Source organism: Stenotrophomonas sp. SI-NJAU-1, assembly GCF_020883215.1.
GTDB classification, from domain to species: Bacteria; Pseudomonadota; Gammaproteobacteria; order Xanthomonadales; family Xanthomonadaceae; genus Stenotrophomonas; species Stenotrophomonas indicatrix.
The window spans coordinates 2574067-2591021 of record NZ_CP086598.1 but is presented as its reverse complement, the minus strand read 5'-3'; the positions used below and the strand labels follow the sequence as shown (position 1 = coordinate 2591021).

General features: G+C 63.9%; 12 protein-coding genes. 11 read left to right on the top strand and 1 reads right to left on the bottom strand.

Features of this window, described 5'->3' with window-relative positions:
* Window positions 1-132: 132 nt before the first annotated feature.
* Window positions 133-696, bottom strand: coding sequence for a type VI secretion system lipoprotein TssJ (gene tssJ / locus LMF57_RS11830; RefSeq protein WP_229289913.1), 564 nt, complete (start codon window positions 694-696; stop codon window positions 133-135).
* Between the two features lie 314 nt (window positions 697-1010).
* On the opposite strand from tssJ, the gene LMF57_RS11825 reads away from it, so the two are divergent.
* From LMF57_RS11825 to LMF57_RS11775, 11 genes are all read left to right on the top strand, one after another.
* Window positions 1011-1616: a tetratricopeptide repeat protein gene (locus tag LMF57_RS11825; RefSeq protein ID WP_229289912.1), complete on the top strand. Its 606-nt coding sequence runs from the start codon at window positions 1011-1013 to the stop codon at window positions 1614-1616.
* A 30-nt stretch (window positions 1617-1646) separates the two neighbouring features.
* Complete coding sequence (gene tssB, locus LMF57_RS11820; RefSeq protein WP_117310666.1) at window positions 1647-2147, top strand: type VI secretion system contractile sheath small subunit; 501 nt, start codon at window positions 1647-1649, stop codon at window positions 2145-2147.
* 3 nt (window positions 2148-2150) lie between these two features.
* On the top strand, window positions 2151-3641 hold the full coding sequence (gene tssC, locus LMF57_RS11815) for a type VI secretion system contractile sheath large subunit (protein WP_117310665.1): 1491 nt from the start codon (window positions 2151-2153) through the stop codon (window positions 3639-3641).
* Window positions 3642-3788: 147 nt separating this feature from the next.
* On the top strand, window positions 3789-4286 hold the full coding sequence (locus tag LMF57_RS11810) for a type VI secretion system tube protein Hcp (protein WP_006465355.1): 498 nt from the start codon (window positions 3789-3791) through the stop codon (window positions 4284-4286).
* 125 nt (window positions 4287-4411) lie between these two features.
* The gene (gene tssE, locus LMF57_RS11805) at window positions 4412-4900 is read left to right on the top strand and encodes a type VI secretion system baseplate subunit TssE (protein ID WP_117310664.1); all 489 of its coding nucleotides are present in this window, start codon (window positions 4412-4414) and stop codon (window positions 4898-4900) included.
* On the top strand, window positions 4900-6735 hold the full coding sequence (gene tssF, locus LMF57_RS11800) for a type VI secretion system baseplate subunit TssF (protein ID WP_117310663.1): 1836 nt from the start codon (window positions 4900-4902) through the stop codon (window positions 6733-6735). Before tssE ends, tssF begins: the two co-directional genes overlap by 1 nt.
* Window positions 6699-7790 (top strand): type VI secretion system baseplate subunit TssG, encoded by a 1092-nt coding sequence (tssG, locus tag LMF57_RS11795; RefSeq protein ID WP_208082489.1) that lies wholly within the window; start codon window positions 6699-6701, stop codon window positions 7788-7790. Before tssF ends, tssG begins: the two co-directional genes overlap by 37 nt.
* A 66-nt stretch (window positions 7791-7856) precedes the next feature.
* Window positions 7857-10610: a type VI secretion system ATPase TssH gene (gene tssH / locus LMF57_RS11790; protein WP_229289911.1), complete on the top strand. Its 2754-nt coding sequence runs from the start codon at window positions 7857-7859 to the stop codon at window positions 10608-10610.
* Window positions 10611-10632: 22 nt separating this feature from the next.
* Window positions 10633-10983: a hypothetical protein gene (locus LMF57_RS11785; protein ID WP_208082487.1), complete on the top strand. Its 351-nt coding sequence runs from the start codon at window positions 10633-10635 to the stop codon at window positions 10981-10983.
* Between the two features lie 120 nt (window positions 10984-11103).
* Window positions 11104-13995 (top strand): type VI secretion system Vgr family protein, encoded by a 2892-nt coding sequence (gene tssI / locus LMF57_RS11780; RefSeq protein WP_229289910.1) that lies wholly within the window; start codon window positions 11104-11106, stop codon window positions 13993-13995.
* 36 nt (window positions 13996-14031) lie between these two features.
* Window positions 14032-16950, top strand: coding sequence for a DNA repair protein (locus LMF57_RS11775; RefSeq protein ID WP_208082486.1), 2919 nt, complete (start codon window positions 14032-14034; stop codon window positions 16948-16950).
* Window positions 16951-16955 lie beyond the last annotated feature (5 nt).

Below are 16955 nucleotides of genomic sequence, written 5' to 3'. Positions count from 1 at the left end.
TCGCAGCGGCGCAAGCCGTTTCAGTAATGTGAAAATGTGATTCTCATCGCACATTCAAATGCATCGCGCGATCGCTGCACCGGGGGATACTATCGCATCGATGAAATCCAGTGCCAGAATTCCGGCGCGATACTACTTCGAACCCGCACAACGAATGGATGCAAGACTGCCCGGGTCGCCGGAAATGCGTGTCAACAGGGCTTTGCTGTCGCTGGTCAACGCGCAGGCGTGGACGCCGATGGTGACGCCATCCTGTGGCAGCGTCTTGCCCTTGGTATCGAACGCCAGCCGCCAGCGGTTCTCGGCCGGCGCGCGGAACAGGGCGACAACGCCGAGCACTGCACTTCCTTCACTCAGCTGTTCGGACAATTCCTGGCGGGCACCGGGGGTCAGTACCACTTCGTTGACCGAAAGCAGGTCCGCGCCGAGTGCAGCCTGCTCGCCGGCCTGGTCGAGGAATGCATTGAAGGGCGCCTGCTCGAAGCGTTGCAGGCTGCGCAGATGGTAGATCTTGACCACGGCAGCCGTGGCGCGTTTGTCGTTGCCGGCGTTGAGGTTGCTGCCGGCATACAGCCGCAGCGGAATGACGGGAGGCGCTTCGGGCTTGTCCTCGCGGATGCCCACTGCCTGGAGAGTCTTGTCCATTGCCTTGCCCAGCTTGCTGTCGCTGGCGCAACCTGCCAGGGACATGGACATGATCAGAGACAAAATCGTGACGGATATCACGCGTTGGAATGAGAAGAGTTGCGCATTCATGTGCGGTCGGTCGGCTCGAGGGCGGGGCGAAAATTGAGCGTATGAGTGTTTTCTGCTCGCGGGTATCACATTGGGATGTGAAGACTGTGTCTATCGGATTCGCCGTTTTCTTGACGAAATCCACTATACCGACGCGTATTCGCGAATGTACACTGCCGCCGGACAGGGGCAGGAATCCCGTGCGTTGTAGCGGCGGAGATTCTGTTTCCTTGAGGAACCAATTTCGACGAGGGATCACTATGGAAGTGAAGGCAATGGGGAAGGCTGTGTACCGGCCGATGTTCGCACTGATGTTGCTGTCGGGCCTTGCGGCCTGCTCATCGGCGCCGAAGAAGGCCGAGGTCGTGCCGTTCGAAACGACGCTGAGCGAAGCCGAAGCGCAGGTCACCACTGGCGGTGCCGATGCAGCGATCAGTGCGTTCGAACTGGCGGCCAAGGCCGACCCGACGCGCAAGGAACCGTGGGTGCGCATCGCACAGCTGCAGTTCGACCAGGGCCAGTATGCCCGCGCGATCGTGGCTGCCGAGGAAGTGCTCCAACGTGATCCGAATGATCTCGTTGCCGATGGCGTGATCACCGTGGCCGGCTTCCGTGTGGCCAACCAGTCGCTGACCCGTCTGCAGGGGCGCGGTGCACTGGCTTCGGATACCGCACGCAAGGAAGCGCAGACCCTGGCCACCACCCTGCGCAACACCATGGGTGATGCCATTCTCGATCCCACTCCCAAGCCCAAGGCCCCGCGCACCCGCAGCCGTGGCAGCCGCGCCGCAGCCCAGCCTGCCGCGCAGCCCGCCGCCCAGCCGGCCAAGCCCGCTGCCCGATCGAACAACGCCGATCCGTTCCAGAACATCGGCAACTGATCCGGAACCGGCCCCAGTCAGGAGACACTCATGGCCAAGAAGGAAAGCATCCAGAAGCGGCTGCAGAAGATCCGCCCGCCGCGCGTCCAGCTCACCTACGATGTGGAGAAGGGTGACGCGATCGAACAGAAGGAATTGCCGTTCGTGGTGGGCGTGATGGGCGATTTCAGTGGAAATCCGGAGCAGCCGCTGCCGAAGGTCAAGGATCGCAAGTTCGTCAACGTCGATCTGGACAACTTCGACGAAGTGATGGAAGGCGTGGCGCCTCGTGCGGTCTATCGCGTGCCGAACAAGATCAGCGACGATGGCGGCGAGTTTGGCGTCGAGTTGAAGTTCAACTCCATGGACGACTTCCGCCCCGAGGCGGTGGTGCAGCAGATCGAGCCGCTGCGGCGCCTGCTTGAGTCGCGCACCAAGCTGGCCGATCTTCGCAACAAGCTGGCGGGCAACGAGAAGCTGGAAGATCTGTTGACCGATGTGCTCAACAACACCGAGCAGCTCAAGAAGCTCGGCGTGACCAAGGAGGACTGATCGATGTCAGCCGAAGCCAGCCAACTGGCCCCCCAGGCCGCCGTCGCCGAAGAGGTGGGCCTGCTCGACCAGATCGTCGAGAAGAGCAAGGTCGCCAAGTCGCAGACCGAGCACGATCGTGCCAAGGACATCATCGCCGAACTGGCGAAGGAAGTCCTGGACGGTACCGTGGTGGTCTCCGACAACCTCAACCTGACCCTTGATGCCCGCATCGCTGAGATCGACCGGATCATTTCCGAGCAGCTCAGCGCGGTCATGCATGCAGAGGCGTTCCAGAAGCTGGAAGGCAGCTGGCGCGGGCTGCACTACCTGTGCCAGCAGACCTCCACCGGCCCGAACATGAAGATCAAGGTCTTCAATTCGCCGCAGAAGGATCTGGTCAAGGATTTCAAGTCGGCCATCGACTTCGACCAGAGCGCGCTGTTCAAGAAGGTCTATGAAGAGGAATTCGGCACCTTCGGTGGTGCGCCGTTCGGCGCCCTGATCGGTGACTATTTCCTCGGTCGCCAGCCGGAGGACATGTACTTCATCGAGCAGATGTCGCACGTCGCTGCCGCGGCCCATGCACCGTTCATCTCCGCTGCAAGCGAAGGCATGTTCGGCCTGGAGACGTTCACCGACCTCGGCAAGCCGCGCGATCTGGCCAAGGTCTTCGATACGGTCGAATACGCCAAGTGGAAGTCGTTCCGCGAGAGTGAGGACAGCCGCTACGTTGGCCTGACCATGCCACGCTTCCTGGGGCGCCTGCCGTACAACCCCAAGGACGGCACCACCGTCGAAGGTTTCAACTTCGTCGAAGAGATCGAAGCGGCCGACCACAGCAAATTCCTGTGGTGCAACACCGCCTATGCGATGGGTGCGCGGCTGACCCAGGCGTTCGAAAGCTTCGGCTGGTGCGCGGCCATCCGTGGCGTGGAAGGCGGCGGTCTGGTCGAGGATCTGCCGACTCACACCTTCCGTACCGACGACGGCGAAGTGGCGCTGAAGTGCCCCACCGAGGTGGCCATCACCGACCGTCGTGAGAAGGAACTCAGTGACCTCGGCTTCATGCCGCTGGTGCACTGCAAGAATACCGACTATGCCGCATTCTTCGGCGCACAGTCGGCACAGAAGCCGAAGAAGTACAACACCGATTCGGCCAATGCCAACGCGATCCTGTCTGCCCAGCTGCAGTACATCTTCGCGGTCTCGCGTATCGCCCATTACCTCAAGGCGATGATGCGCGAGAAGATCGGCAGCTTCGCTTCGGCGGGCAACGTCGAGGAATTCCTCAACCGTTGGATTGCCCAGTACGTGTTGCTGGACGACAACGCTTCGCAGGAAGCCAAGGCGCAATTCCCGCTGCGTGAAGCTTCTGTGCAGGTTTCGGAGGTGCCGGGCAAGCCCGGTGTCTACCGCGCGGTGGCCTTCATCAGGCCGCATTTCCAGCTCGATGAGCTGTCTGTTTCGTTGCGTCTGGTCGCCGAACTGCCGGCGTCCGCAAAAAAGTCGTAAACGATTTGCTGTAACTGAAGCGTCCAGGGGAGTCCGCTCCCCGGATTGCAGTGACGCTTATTTCAAGAGGGCGTAGCCCCCCTTAACCGCCAGGCCCGCGCCTGGCACATCAAATCTCACGGAAGAACGGAATTTAGGAGACCAGATATGCAGCACGCTTTCCTCTCGATTGACACCATCAAGGGCGAGTCGCACGACGACAAGCACAAGGACTGGATTGAAATCCAGTCGTTCTCGCAGGATCTGTTGCAGCCGCGTTCGGCCACCGCGTCGACCTCCGGCGGCACCACCGCTGCCCGCGTGAACCTGTCCCCGATCGAAATCACCAAGTCGATCGACCTCGCCTCCACGGCCCTCAACCAGGCTGCCTCCAACGGCACCACCTTCCCGAAGGCGCAGATCCAGTTCATGCGCGCCGACAAGGACGGCAACGCGATCAATTACTACACGGTCGAGCTGCTGAACGTGCTGGTCCACCGCGTCACCACCACGGTGGACAAGGAAGGCATGCCGCAGGAAGTTGTTCAGTTGAGCTTCGGCGCCATCAAGTGGACTTACCAGCAGCAGAAGCCGGAAGGCGGAGTTGGTGGCAAGACCGTGGCGCAGTGGAGCGCAACCAAGAACATCCCGAACTACACCGTGTGATGTTGTGTCACTGCGATGGCGCCTCGTGCGCCATCGCAGTCTGATCGCCGGGCGGGGCCAGGAACGGCCCTGCCTTTGCTGCACCGCTGCCGCCCGCACGGATGCCGAACCTGAGTGGAACATCAATGAAGGGACTCGAACCCAGCCTGCTGGAAAAACTGTTCGACGACGCCCCCAAGCAGCCAGGGGCCGGGCAGGTATTCAAGTCCGTATCGCTTGAGCAGTACAAGGAATCCATCGCACGTGACCTGGAGGGGTTGCTGAACTCGCGCGCCGCGTTCCAGGAAGGTGACATGAAGGAATTCCCCAATTGCCGGCAATCGCTGCTGACCTACGGGTTGGCCGACTTCTCTGCGATGAGCCTGGCCAATGCCTACGACCGCGCTGCCATCTGCCGCTCGCTGGAACAGGCCGTGGCCCGCCATGAGCGGCGCCTGCGCAACGTCAACGTACATCTGGACGCCGGCAACCAGTTCGCCGGCGGCCTGCATTTCACCATCCATGCGCTGCTCGACCTGGAGCCGGCGCGTGAGCCGGTCAGCTTCGACGCGATGCTGCAGCCCTCGACCCTGCAGTACCAGGTCACCCGCGCACGTCGCACGCAGGGCGCCTGATGCAGGACCTGCTGCCTTACTACGAACGTGAGCTGGGCTACCTGCGCCGTTACGGGCGCGAGTTCGCCGAACGCTATCCGAAGATCGCCGGTCGCCTGCAGCTCTCCGCCGAAGGGAGCCAGGACCCGCATGTCGAGCGCCTGATCGAAGCCTTCGCGCTGCTCAGCGCGCGCGTGTCCAAGCGCATCGAAGACGACTATCCTGAGTTCACCGACGCGCTGCTGGATGTGCTGTATCCGCATTACCTGCGGCCATTTCCGTCCTGTTCGATTGCCCATTTCGATCTGGATGGCGTGGCATCCAAGCTGAGCGCGCCGGTGCGGGTGCCGCGCGGCACTGCGCTGCAGAGCCGCCCTGTGCGCGGCGTGCCGTGCGACTTCCGCACTGCCTACGATGTCGTGCTGGCGCCTGTCGGCGTGCAGCAGGTGGTGTACCGCGGCGTCGCGGATGCGCCGATGGCCACGACGCTGCCGGCAGGGACCGGCGGCCAGATCTCGATGGGATTCCAGCTGCTCTCCGACCAGCTGGGCTTCCACCAGTTGGGCACCGACCATCTGCGGCTGTTCCTCGACGGCGAGCCTTCAGTGCGCGCGGCCCTGCGCGATGCCCTGCTGCTGGGCGTGAAAGCGGCGTATGTCGAGTCCGATGGTGACGGTCGCTGGCGGCGCCTGGACAAGGTGCCGCTGAGCGCGGTCGGGTTCGCCGATGACGAAGCGCTGATCGATTTCCCGGCGCGCTCGCATCCTGCCTACCGCCTGTTGACCGAGCTGTTCGCCTATCCGGAAAAGTTCGGCTTCGTCGACCTGCACCTGCCGTCGGTAACTGCCGGTGCCAGCCGCCGTTTCACCCTGCATCTGGTGTTGCAGGCGCAGGGCCAGGATCGCGGCAACATGATGGTGCTGGACGAACTGGGCGTGCACAACGTGCGGCTGGGTTGTACGCCGATCGTCAACCTGTTCCGCACCAGTGGCGAGCCGATCCGTGTCACCCATCGTACGGTGAACTATCCGGTGCTGGCCGATGCACGTCGCGCGTTCGCCTATGAGGTGCATTCAATCGATTCGGTGCATCGCATCCGGCAGACACCGCAGGGTGAGCTGATCCAGGCCTTCCGCCCCTTCTATTCGCTGCACCACGGTGAAGACCCCGAGCGCACCGGCCAGTACTGGGTGGCGCGTCGTGACGAAGACATTGCGCGGCAGAGCCCGGGTTTCGAGACCGAGATCAGCTTCGTCGACCTGTCGTTCAATCCGGTGCTGCCGCAGACCGATACGGTCAGCCTGGAACTGACCTGCAGCAACCGGGACCTGCCCAACCAGCTCGCCTTCGGCGTGGCCGGCGGCGACCTGAACATCGAGGGTGGCAGCCCGGCCAAGGCGATCAGCCTGCTTCGCAAGCCGACCAAGCCCCTGCGCTTCCGCCACGGCCGCAATGCCCAGTGGCGGCTGATCTCGCATCTGTCGTTGAATCAGCTTTCGCTGACCGCCAGTGGCCTGCCCGCACTGAAGGAGATGCTGCGCCTCTACGACCTGTCTGGCAGCAACGTCTCGGCGCGCCAGATCGATGGCATCCTCGAGCTGCAGCAGACGCCCGTGACCACCTGGATGCATGGCCGCCAGTTCGCCTCGGTGGTTCGCGGCCTGGAGATCCGCCTGACCATCAATGAAGCCCATTTCGTGGGTACCGGTGTGGCTGCCTTCGCCCAGGTGATGGACCACTTCTTCGCACTCTACGTGCATGCCAACAGCTTTACCCGACTGGTGCTGGTTTCCGGCGACAGCGGGGAGGAGATCGTCCGATGCCCAGCGCGCAGCGGCGAATCGATCCTGGCGTAGCCCAGCAGCTGCTCACCGAACCGCACCGCTTCCAGTTCTTCCAGGCGGTCCGGTTGCTTGAGCAGGTGTTCCAGCGACAGGGCGTCAAGCCCGGCCAGGCGGTGCCGATGCGCGTGCGGTTCCGCAACTCGCTGTCGCTCGGGTTCCCGGCCACCGAGTTGTCGGCCGAGGCGGGAGTGTATTCGCTCAAGGGTGAGCGGCTGCAGGACCGTGAGGCCATCGAGCAGGCCCTGCACGGCGAGGAACTGGCCGAGGTCCACCTGACACCGCAGTTCATGGGCCTGCTCGGTACCGCTGGCGCCTTGCCGCTGCACTACACCGAGACGCTGCAGCTGCGCGAGCTTTACCAGCGCGACCGCACGGCGCGCGCGTTCCTGGACATCTTCTCCACCCGCGCGGTATCGCTGCACTACGCCGCATGGAAGAAACATCGCCTCGCATTGCAGTACGAGCTGGATCGGCGCGAGCGTTTCCTGCCGCTGGTGCTGTCCCTGCTTGGCATGGGCATGAGCGAGCTGCGCGACCGGCTGCATGAAGGTGAAGGCGAGATCTTCGACCAGGCCGTGGCCTATTACGCCGGTGCGGTACGGCAGCGGCCGGTGTCGGCGGCACTGATGCAGCGCGTGCTGTCGGATTACTTCCAGGTGCCGTTGCACTTGGAGCAGTTCGTGGGCGCGTGGTACCGGGTTCCGTCCGGCCAGGCGACGCGGCTGGGCCAAGCCAATGCCGTGCTGGGTGCCAGCGCGCTGGCCGGTGATCGTGTATGGCAGCGCGACCTGCGCCTGCGGCTGCGCATCGGCCCCCTGCGCCGCGACCAGTTCGATGCATTCCTGCCGGGGGGCAGTGCTGCCGAAGCGCTCTCCAAGTGGTTGTCGCTGCTGACCGGCGGCATCCTCGAATACGAAGTACGCCTGGTCCTGCGTGGCGAGGATGTGCAGGGCAGTTCACTCGGTGCGGGCGGCGGTGTCCGCCTGGGCTGGGACAGCTACCTGTGCACCGCGCCCCAATCCACCCCGCGTGAGGACACCACCTATGGCATCCACACGCTGCAATGACACTGTGCCGGTGGTGTTGCTGCCATCGGCTCCCGAACGGTTCCAGCAAGGAGTGCGCGTTTCCGCATGAGCATCAACCTCAAAACCCTGATCAGCAAGCTGGACGACACCTGCCGCCAGGCGGCCGAACGGGCTGCGAACCTGTGCATGGCGCGCGGCAATTACGAGGTCGACCTGGAACATCTGTTCCTGGCGCTGCTGGAGCAGCCGCAGAGCGATTTCGTGTTGATCGCGCGCCGCAGCGGCATCCTGCCCGAATCGCTGGAGCGCGATCTCAATGACGAGATCAGCCAGTTCAAGACCGGCAACAGCCGCACGCCGGTGTTCTCCCAGCACATTCCCAAACTGTTCGAGCACGCTTGGCTGATTGCCTCGCTGGACTCGGAAACCACCCGCATCCGCAGTGGTCACCTGCTGCTGGCGCTGCTGACCGAACCGGATCTGGCCCAGCTGGCCTACCGCGGCTCGAAGCTGTTCGTGCGTTTCAAGCGCGATGAGCTCAAGCACGACTTCGCCAAGCTCACCGAGGGTTCGCAGGAAGCGGTGCAGACCCTGCGTTTCGCCGATGCGTCTGCAGGCGACGAGGTCGGCGAGGGCGCCGACGCAGTGCCGGGCGAGGCCAAGGGCGGTCTGTCGAAGACGCCGGCGCTGGATCAGTTCACCACCAACCTGACCCAGCGTGCACGCGAGGGCAGGATCGACCCGGTCATCGGCCGCGATGGCGAGATCCGCCAGGTGATCGATATCCTGATGCGCCGTCGCCAGAACAACCCGATCCTCACCGGCGAAGCCGGCGTCGGCAAGACCGCAGTGGTCGAGGGCCTGGCCCGTCGCATCGCCGACAAGGATGTGCCCGATGTGCTGCAGGGCGTGGAGCTGCATACCCTGGACATGGGCCTGCTGCAGGCCGGCGCCAGCGTCAAGGGCGAGTTCGAGAACCGCCTGAAGAACGTGATCGACGAGGTCAAGAAGAGCCCGCATCCGATCATCCTGTTCATCGACGAAGCGCACACCATGATCGGTGCCGGCGGAACCGCCGGCCAGAACGACGCGGCCAACCTGCTGAAGCCCGCTCTGGCCCGTGGTGAACTGCGTACCATCGCCGCCACGACCTGGAGCGAGTACAAGAAGTACTTCGAGAAGGACGCCGCACTGGCCCGTCGCTTCCAGGTGGTGAAGGTCGAGGAGCCAAGCGAGGCATTGGCCGCGGCCATGCTGCGTGGCATGGTCGGGCTGATGGAGTCGCACTTCAACATCCGCGTCCTGGACGAGGCCGTGACCGAGGCGGTGCGCCTGTCGCACCGCTACATCAGCGGTCGCCAGCTGCCGGACAAGGCGGTCAGCGTGCTCGATACCGCCTGCGCCAAGGTCGCGTTGGGGCAGAGCGCCACGCCGGCCATCATTGAAGACACCCGCAAACACCTGGACCGCCTGCAGGCCGAGATCGGCGCACTGCAGCGCGAGACCGCCGGCGGCAGCGACCAGCACGGCGAACGCCTGGCGGAACTGCATGCGCAGCAGGCCGAAGCACAGGCCGTGCTGGCCAGCAACGAAGAGCGCCTGGGGCGCGAACGTGACCTGGCCGGCCGCATCGCCGCACTGCGCCAGCAGATGGAGCAGGGCGAGGCTGCGGCGAGCGATCCCGAGCCGACTGCTGACGAGGGGGACGGCGATGTCGCCGTGGCCAAGCCGGCCGCCAAGCGTGGCAAGGCAAAGCCGGAACTCTCGCCGCAGCACGCTGAACTGGCGCGGTTGCAGGCCGAACTGCGCGAGCTGCAGGGCGAGACCCCGATGGTGCCGCTGCAGGTTGATGGCACCGTGGTAGCCGAGATCGTCTCGGCCTGGACCGGCGTGCCGCTGGGCCGCATGGTCAAGGACGAGATCCGCACCGTGCGCACGCTCGGCAACCTGCTGGTCGAGCGCGTGATCGGCCAGGACCATGCGCTGGATGCGATCGCCCAGCGCGTGCGCACCGCCACCGCCAAGCTGGAGGATCCGAACAAGCCGCGCGGCGTGTTCATGTTCGTCGGCCCCTCGGGTGTCGGCAAGACCGAGACCGCGCTGGCGCTGGCCGACATCCTGTATGGCGGCGAGCGCAAGCTGGTCACCATCAACATGAGCGAGTACCAGGAAGCGCACAGCGTGTCCGGCCTGAAGGGCTCGCCACCGGGTTACGTCGGCTACGGCGAAGGCGGCGTGTTGACCGAGGCCGTGCGCCGCAATCCCTACAGCGTGGTGTTGCTGGACGAAGTCGAGAAGGCCCATCCGGACGTACTGGAGATGTTCTTCCAGGTGTTCGACAAGGGCATGATGGACGATGCGGAAGGCCGTGAGATCGATTTCCGCAACACCCTCATCATCCTCACCTCCAACATCGGCTCCTCGCAGATCATGCAGGCCTGCCTGAACAAGCCAGCCGAAGAGATCCCGGATGCGGAGGCGCTGTCGGAGGCGCTGCGCCCGGTGCTCATGCGCACCTTCAAGCCGGCCTTCCTGGGGCGCCTGAAGGTGGTGCCGTACTACCCCATCAACGATGACGTGCTGGCGCAGATCATCACGCTCAAGCTCGGCCGCATCCGCGACCGCGTCATTGCCAATCACAAGGCCACCTTCAGCTGGGACGACAGCCTGGTGGAGGCCGTGCTTGCACGTTGCACCGAAGTGGACTCGGGTGCGCGCAACGTTGACCACATCCTCAACGGAACCCTGCTGCCGGAAATCGCCGAGAGCGTGCTGGCGGCAATGGCCGAGGGGAACCGGATCAACGCCATCAAGGTCACCGCTGGCAAGAAGGGTGACTTCAAATACAAAGTGTCCTGACACTGAGCAAAAGGAGAACGCTATGGAATTCTATGGATTTGACCGCGAAGCCGCCCTCAACCACTGCGACAGCCTGGAACTGGGCCTGGGTCGTGAACTGGACCGTGTGCGTGCCTGGAACCGGCTGCGCCCTGAGCACGTGATCGAGCTGCTGGACACCGCCGTGCCGGCCGCTCGCCAGGATGCGCGCAACATCGCCGCGCAGATCAGCCGCGGTTCCTGGCGCATCCACATGGATGCCCCGGTAGTCGGCAAGCCACAGCTGGTGAGCAACGCGCGCGAACTGCAGATCACTGCCGGCGGCCGCGATTACCGACTGAAGATCAGCGAGGGCGTGCGCCTGCAGCTGGAAGAGATTGTCCAGGCCGCCTGATGGCCGTGCGAGCCTGTCGCCCCTGCAGGGGCACAGGCCGCGTGGAAGCGGGAAGCGGAGTACACCGATGCGCACGTCGCATGCAGACCACCTTGAAGTTCGGGACGTCGGGGAACCACCATGGAACTGGTAAACAACCTGCGGGCGGCACTGGCTGGCCCGTCGCACGCTCAGCGCTTCCTGCGGCTGCACACGTCGCTGGGGAGCGATGCGCTGGTGGCCGAAACCCTTGATGGCGTCGAGCAGATCGACGGCATCGGTTTCCAGTGGACGATCACCGCCCTGTCGCTGGACGCCGGCCTGGCGCTGGCGCCGCTGATCGGGCAGGGCGCGCTGCTGCAGCTGCAACAGGCCGACGGCAGTGTGCGCCCCTTGCATGGGCGCATCACCGCCGCCGAGCGGCTGGGCAGCAACGGCGGCCTGGCCCGCTACCGGCTGCGCCTGCAGCCGTGGCTGGCATTCCTGTCGCAGCGGGTGGACAGCTACGTCTTCCACGACAAGACCGTGGTCGAGATCGTCGAGGACCTCTTCGCCGACTACGGCACGCTGGCGCCGGCCTGGCGCTGGTCGCTGGCGGACGCCAGCCAGTACGCGCGGCGCAGCCTGACCACCCAGTACCAGGAAAGCGACCTGGCCTTCGTCCAGCGCCTGCTGGCCGAGGAAGGCATCTATTACTGGTTCGAGCATGCTGGCGAGCCCGGCGGCGCGGACTTCGGCACGCACACGCTGGTGCTGGCCGACCACAGCCATGACACCGCCGACCTGGGCAGCGTGCGCTTCCATCGCCGCGACGAGAGCGAGCGCAGCGACAGCGTGCAGCAGTGGTCCACCGCGCACCGCTGGCGGCCGGGCAAGGTCGAGCGCGCCACCTGGGATTACCGCACCCTGGAGTGCCGCCAGGCCAGTGCCGAGGCCGGGCAGGGCAACGATCTGGGCATCGTCGACCGCGATACCTGTGGCCCGTATGGTTGGCAGGACAATGCCCGCGGCCAGCGCCGCGCGCAGCAGCACCTGGATGCGCTGCGCGTGCGCGCGCACACCATCGAGGGCGCCGGCCAGTGGCGGGCACTGGCCCCGGGCGCACGCTTCGGCCTGTCGCAGCATCCGCAGGTGGGCGAGGACGCACAGTTCCTGTGCCTGTCGGTGCGGCACCAGGCCCGCAACAACCTGGATGCCGACGTATTCGATGCGCTGGAGCAGACGCTGGGACCGGCCAGCGTGGCCGCACCGGCGCTGCCTGGCGCGCTGTCCGGGCTGGCCTACGGCGATGCGCCCGGCGAGGTGTCCACCGCGTTCTACGACAACCGTTTCGTGGCCATCCCGTCCGAGGTGACCTACCGGCCGCAGACCGAGGACGGCCACGGCGTGCACCTGCATCCGCGGCCGACCATCACCGGCACACTCAGCGCGATCGTGGTCAGCGATGGCGATCCATTGCTGTCCGACCGCGACCACCGCATCAAGGTGCAGTTCCCGTGGCAGCGTGGCGGCAACGCCAGCAGTGGCCTGGCCCATCCCGGTGGTGACGACAATGCCCCGGCCAACGGCGGCGCCTGGACCTGGGTGCGGGTGATGACGCCCTGGGCCGGCGACAACTGGGGCGGCGTGGTGCTGCCACGGCGCGGGCAGGAAGTGCTGGTGGCGTTCCTGGAAGGCGACATCGACCGGCCGGTGGTGGTCGGTGCGGTCTACAACGGCCGTGGCCAGCAGGATGCGCAGCACAACCAGATCAACGGCGGCGGCGCCAACGCCACCGGCAACGCGGCGGCCTGGTTCGAGGGCAACGACCACGCGGCGGTGTACACCGGCTTCAAGAGCCAGGCGCTGGCCGACAGCCAGGGCGGTACCGGCGGTTACCAGCAGCTGCGGTTCGACGACACGCCCGGGCAGGGCCGCGCGCAGCTGTCCACCACCCAGCACGAGACCACGCTGACGTTGGGCCACCTCAAGGGCGGCCAGGACAACGTGCGCGAAGGCGAGCGCGGCTTCGGCGTGGAGCTGGCCACGCAGGCGCAGGGGGCACTGCGCGCCGGCCGCGGCCTGCTGCTCACCACCGAGCAGGGCACGCCGCAGCTGGCCGCGCCGCAGGCACTGGGCCAGCTGCAGGAAAGCCAGCAGCTGCTGCAGCAGCTGGCCGAGTCCGCAGCCAACCAGCAGGCGCAGCTACCCAGTGACCCGACCGAGCTGCCGGCGGATACCACCCTGACCGAACTGCAGGAGGCGCTGCGCGCCACCCACAGCGGCAGTGCCGCGGGCAGCATCGCCGGCGGCGATGGCGAAGCGCCCGGCTGGAGTGCGCCGGTGCTGCTGGGCAGTGGCGTGGCCGGTGTGTTGAGCCTGACCCCGGCCGACCAGGTCTGGGTGAGCGGCACCCACACCACCCTGGCCAGCGGCGTGGCGCTGAACTGGATGACGCAGGGCTCACTGACGATGGCCGTGGCCGGTGGCCTGGTGCTGTACACCGCCGGCGTGCAGCCCAGCGCCGAGAGCCCGAACCAGGAACGCGGCATCGCGCTGCACGCAGCGCAGGGCAAGGTGAGTGCACGCGCGCACAAGAACCAGGCGATCGTGGCGGCCAAGACCCAGGTGCGTATCGCCAGTACCGAGGCGGACGTGCAGCTGTCGGCACCGAGCAAGCACCTGCTGGCGACCGCGGCCGGGGCCTACATCCGGATTGAGGGCGACAACATCGAGCTGGGCGCGCCGGGGAAAGTGGAGTTCAAGGCGAGCCAGCGGGAGTGGGTGGGGCCGGCGAGTGTCAACGCACCGCTGGTAATCCCTAATCCAGCTGACGCCTACAAGCTCAAGTACGTGCTTCGCGACTTCGCAGGACAGCCGATGCCGAACTCACCGTACGTGTTGGTAATGCCCGATGGCAGCACGCGGGAAGGAACCACCAATGCGCAGGGTGAAACCGAGCAGGTAGTGACCAAGGGCCCGCAGAACATCCATCTCTTCGTCGGCGACGGTGAAACCAAGCACGAAGGCTATTACCTCAACGACGAAGCGTAAGCGCGCAGACGACCGCCGCGCGACAAGGAAGACACCATGGCAACCGGAAATTTCAGACTCTACTACCTGGCCGACAACGGCCAGCAGCGTCCCGCCTCGAAGGTCCGCTACCGGATCCTGCAGCTGCCTGATCGCAACGAAGTCGTCAATGGAACAACTGACGCGCAGGGTCTCACCAAGTTCGTGAGCACCACGCCGAATCCGCTACTGAACCCATTGGACAAGGGCGTCAAGCCTGCCACCCAGGTTCCGTTCCTCGCACCCACGACCATCCGCTTCCAACTGGAAGTCTGGGACTTCGACCAGCGCCGGTGGACGCAGCCGGATTTCGCGGGCCGCCAGAAGAAGGCGGTCTCGCATGATATCGAGCTTCAGCTCAACAGCACCATCATGACGATGGTGCCGATCCAGTGCGCGCTCGAGCTGCAGCCTTACTTCCGCGTGAAGTTCCAGATGCAGGCCGACCAGAAGGCGCTCGTGAATGCGCCCTATCTGGCCTATGGCGTGGATGCGAAGGGGCGTGAAGTTGCCGGTAACGACGCCGCGGGCCGCCCCATCAAGGGGAACACCGACAAGAGTGGTATGACGCCACGCATCAGTTGCAACGGTCGTCGCCGGTTCCACTTCAATCTCGCGGGGACCAAAGTAGGCCGTAGCACAGACATGCTGGAGCCGCTGATCAAGGGTCAGTCTACTACCCTGTACGTACTTGGCATGAAGAGCCAGGTTGCGATGAGCGAATCCGGACAAGGTCGCACCGCGAGAGTTGACGGAAAGATCAGCGCGCCAGCGATCCTCAACGCAGAGGCACAGGAGTTGCTGCTGCTCACACCGGATGTCTGGAGTGAGTTTGAAGAGCTCAGCGGCATGATCGAGAACACCATGGCTGGCCTGCATCGATCGCGTGCCAATCTCGACAATGCACTTCAGGGCCGGGATGCAAATGCGGTCGCAGCCGCAGAGAAGGCGTTGGGTATTGCCGAGGACGACGTGGCGAAGATGCTCAATGAGAATTTCTCGAAGCTGACCGACCTCAAGGAAGTCGTTACCTTCGAGACGTACGACAAGGGGCGTCATGCAGGAAGTAACATGGCGGAGCGCTCAGGACTGCGCCGTCGATACATCCCTGCCAGGAAATACGAAGAGATCAAAAAGCGTCGAATCATGGGTATTCCGACGGCGGTGAATACCTCCGTCGGTACCAAGGTCAAGGGCGGTCCGGTCAGTGGCTCCAGCGAGGGAAAGCACGAGGTCACAGGAACCAAGCCATTCGATGCGGCGGACTTCAAGAAGTCGCTCCGTACGATCACGCTCTCTGCGAAGGCCGAGACGAAGATGGATCCGTTCGTCTTCGACATCATCGAGTCAGGCGGAAATGAGTTCGTCGAGCACGTGAAGAAGAGCGATTCCTACGAAGTTGCAAGTGCTTCGCAGTGGCTTCGCTTTGTTGCCGGTGCCGGTGCCAGCAGTGCTGCAACATGGGATCCCTCAAAAGGTGTTGCTTCGGCAAAGGCCGAGGCCAGTGCATCGGCCAAGTTGATTCTCTTTGAGGGGAAATGGACACATAGCTATTCCGTGCCCAGCATCAAAGGCTGGCAGATGCAGTTTGGCGATGTGGATCTTGGCGCCATTGTGTTTGTCCTGTCCTGCGACCTGTACGGATTCGTTGGCGCGAAGGGAACCTTGGCTGGCTCCGCCGAAATCAAGTATGTGCAGAAAAAGCCTGTCGCCACTGCGGTTCAACGTGATCGCTCTGATTCGTTGGCAGAAAATTTCGATACGCAACGTGGGTTGCCGCGGGCGCAGATGGACCCCAGGCGGGTCCGCATGCTCGGCATGAACGAATCTGCAGGAAAGCAGAGCGGTGTCGGCGTTCACATCAACGCGGAAGTCTTTGCGGGTGTTGAAGGCGGAATTACGCCGTCAGGGGATCTGCGCTGGTTACCGCCAGACCGCAAGGAACCTGTGAGCTTCGCCAAGATTGCATTGGATGTCGCGGTCAATGCGGGCGCGGGCGCAAGTGCGCAGCTGAACATCTTTTTCAACAGCGGGAAGTTCCGCATTCGTGCGTCTGCACGACTCTGCTGGGGCGTCGGTGCCAAGGGCGCCGTTGATTTTGCGGTGGATGCGGGTGGCATGAAGGAATTCGTGAAGTGGGTCTTCTATCAGTTGGCCCACTCTGGATTCATCAAGCTCACCTACATCGCGCAGGATGCGTTTAACGTTCTCTCCAAGTTGTTGTTCATGGTCGTTGCAGAGGACAGCCCAATGGGGGTGCTTCTCTCCGAGAACATTGCTGCCGTCAACTTTGAGTTCAACGCACTTCAGAATCGGCTGAAGAAGGCCGCTGCCCGTGATGCTCTGGTCAACCGGATCAATAGTAAGCCTGATTGGCTGATCTACGCGACACCAGAGGCCAGGGGCATGTTGCTGTACGCCGTAACTCGACACTATCCCGAATCACATGCGCGCAATCTTCCCGAGTTCTCTCCGGGTTGGGGGGATGTTGAGATTCACGCTTTGCCTGGGCATAAGCAGGCGGTGCTGAACATTCTGCAGCCTGTCACGTCCAGGCCAGAGTGGATGAATGTCATGCAGCACATGACGATCGATGGTGCGCGTCGAGCGGATGCAGGAAAGGCGGAAGGCGATGTGGTGCGCTTCCTCGACTACGGATACTCGTTGAACAATGATCTCCCGAATGTGTTCGGAACGATGAACAAGCGCTCCCGCGACAAGATCGGGGATGTGGGAAATTCATATCTGCAATCGTTCCTCGAGAAGCGATCGAAGCTTCTTAACGAATTCCCGAAAGGATATGAGGTAGCCCAGATCATGACGATCGATGACCCGGTCCAATTGGCTGCGCTCGACGGCACTGAGGCACCGACGTTCGCGATGATGGATCCGCCGGGGCTGTGGCTTGATCGGGATGATAAAACGATGATTGCCTGATGGCT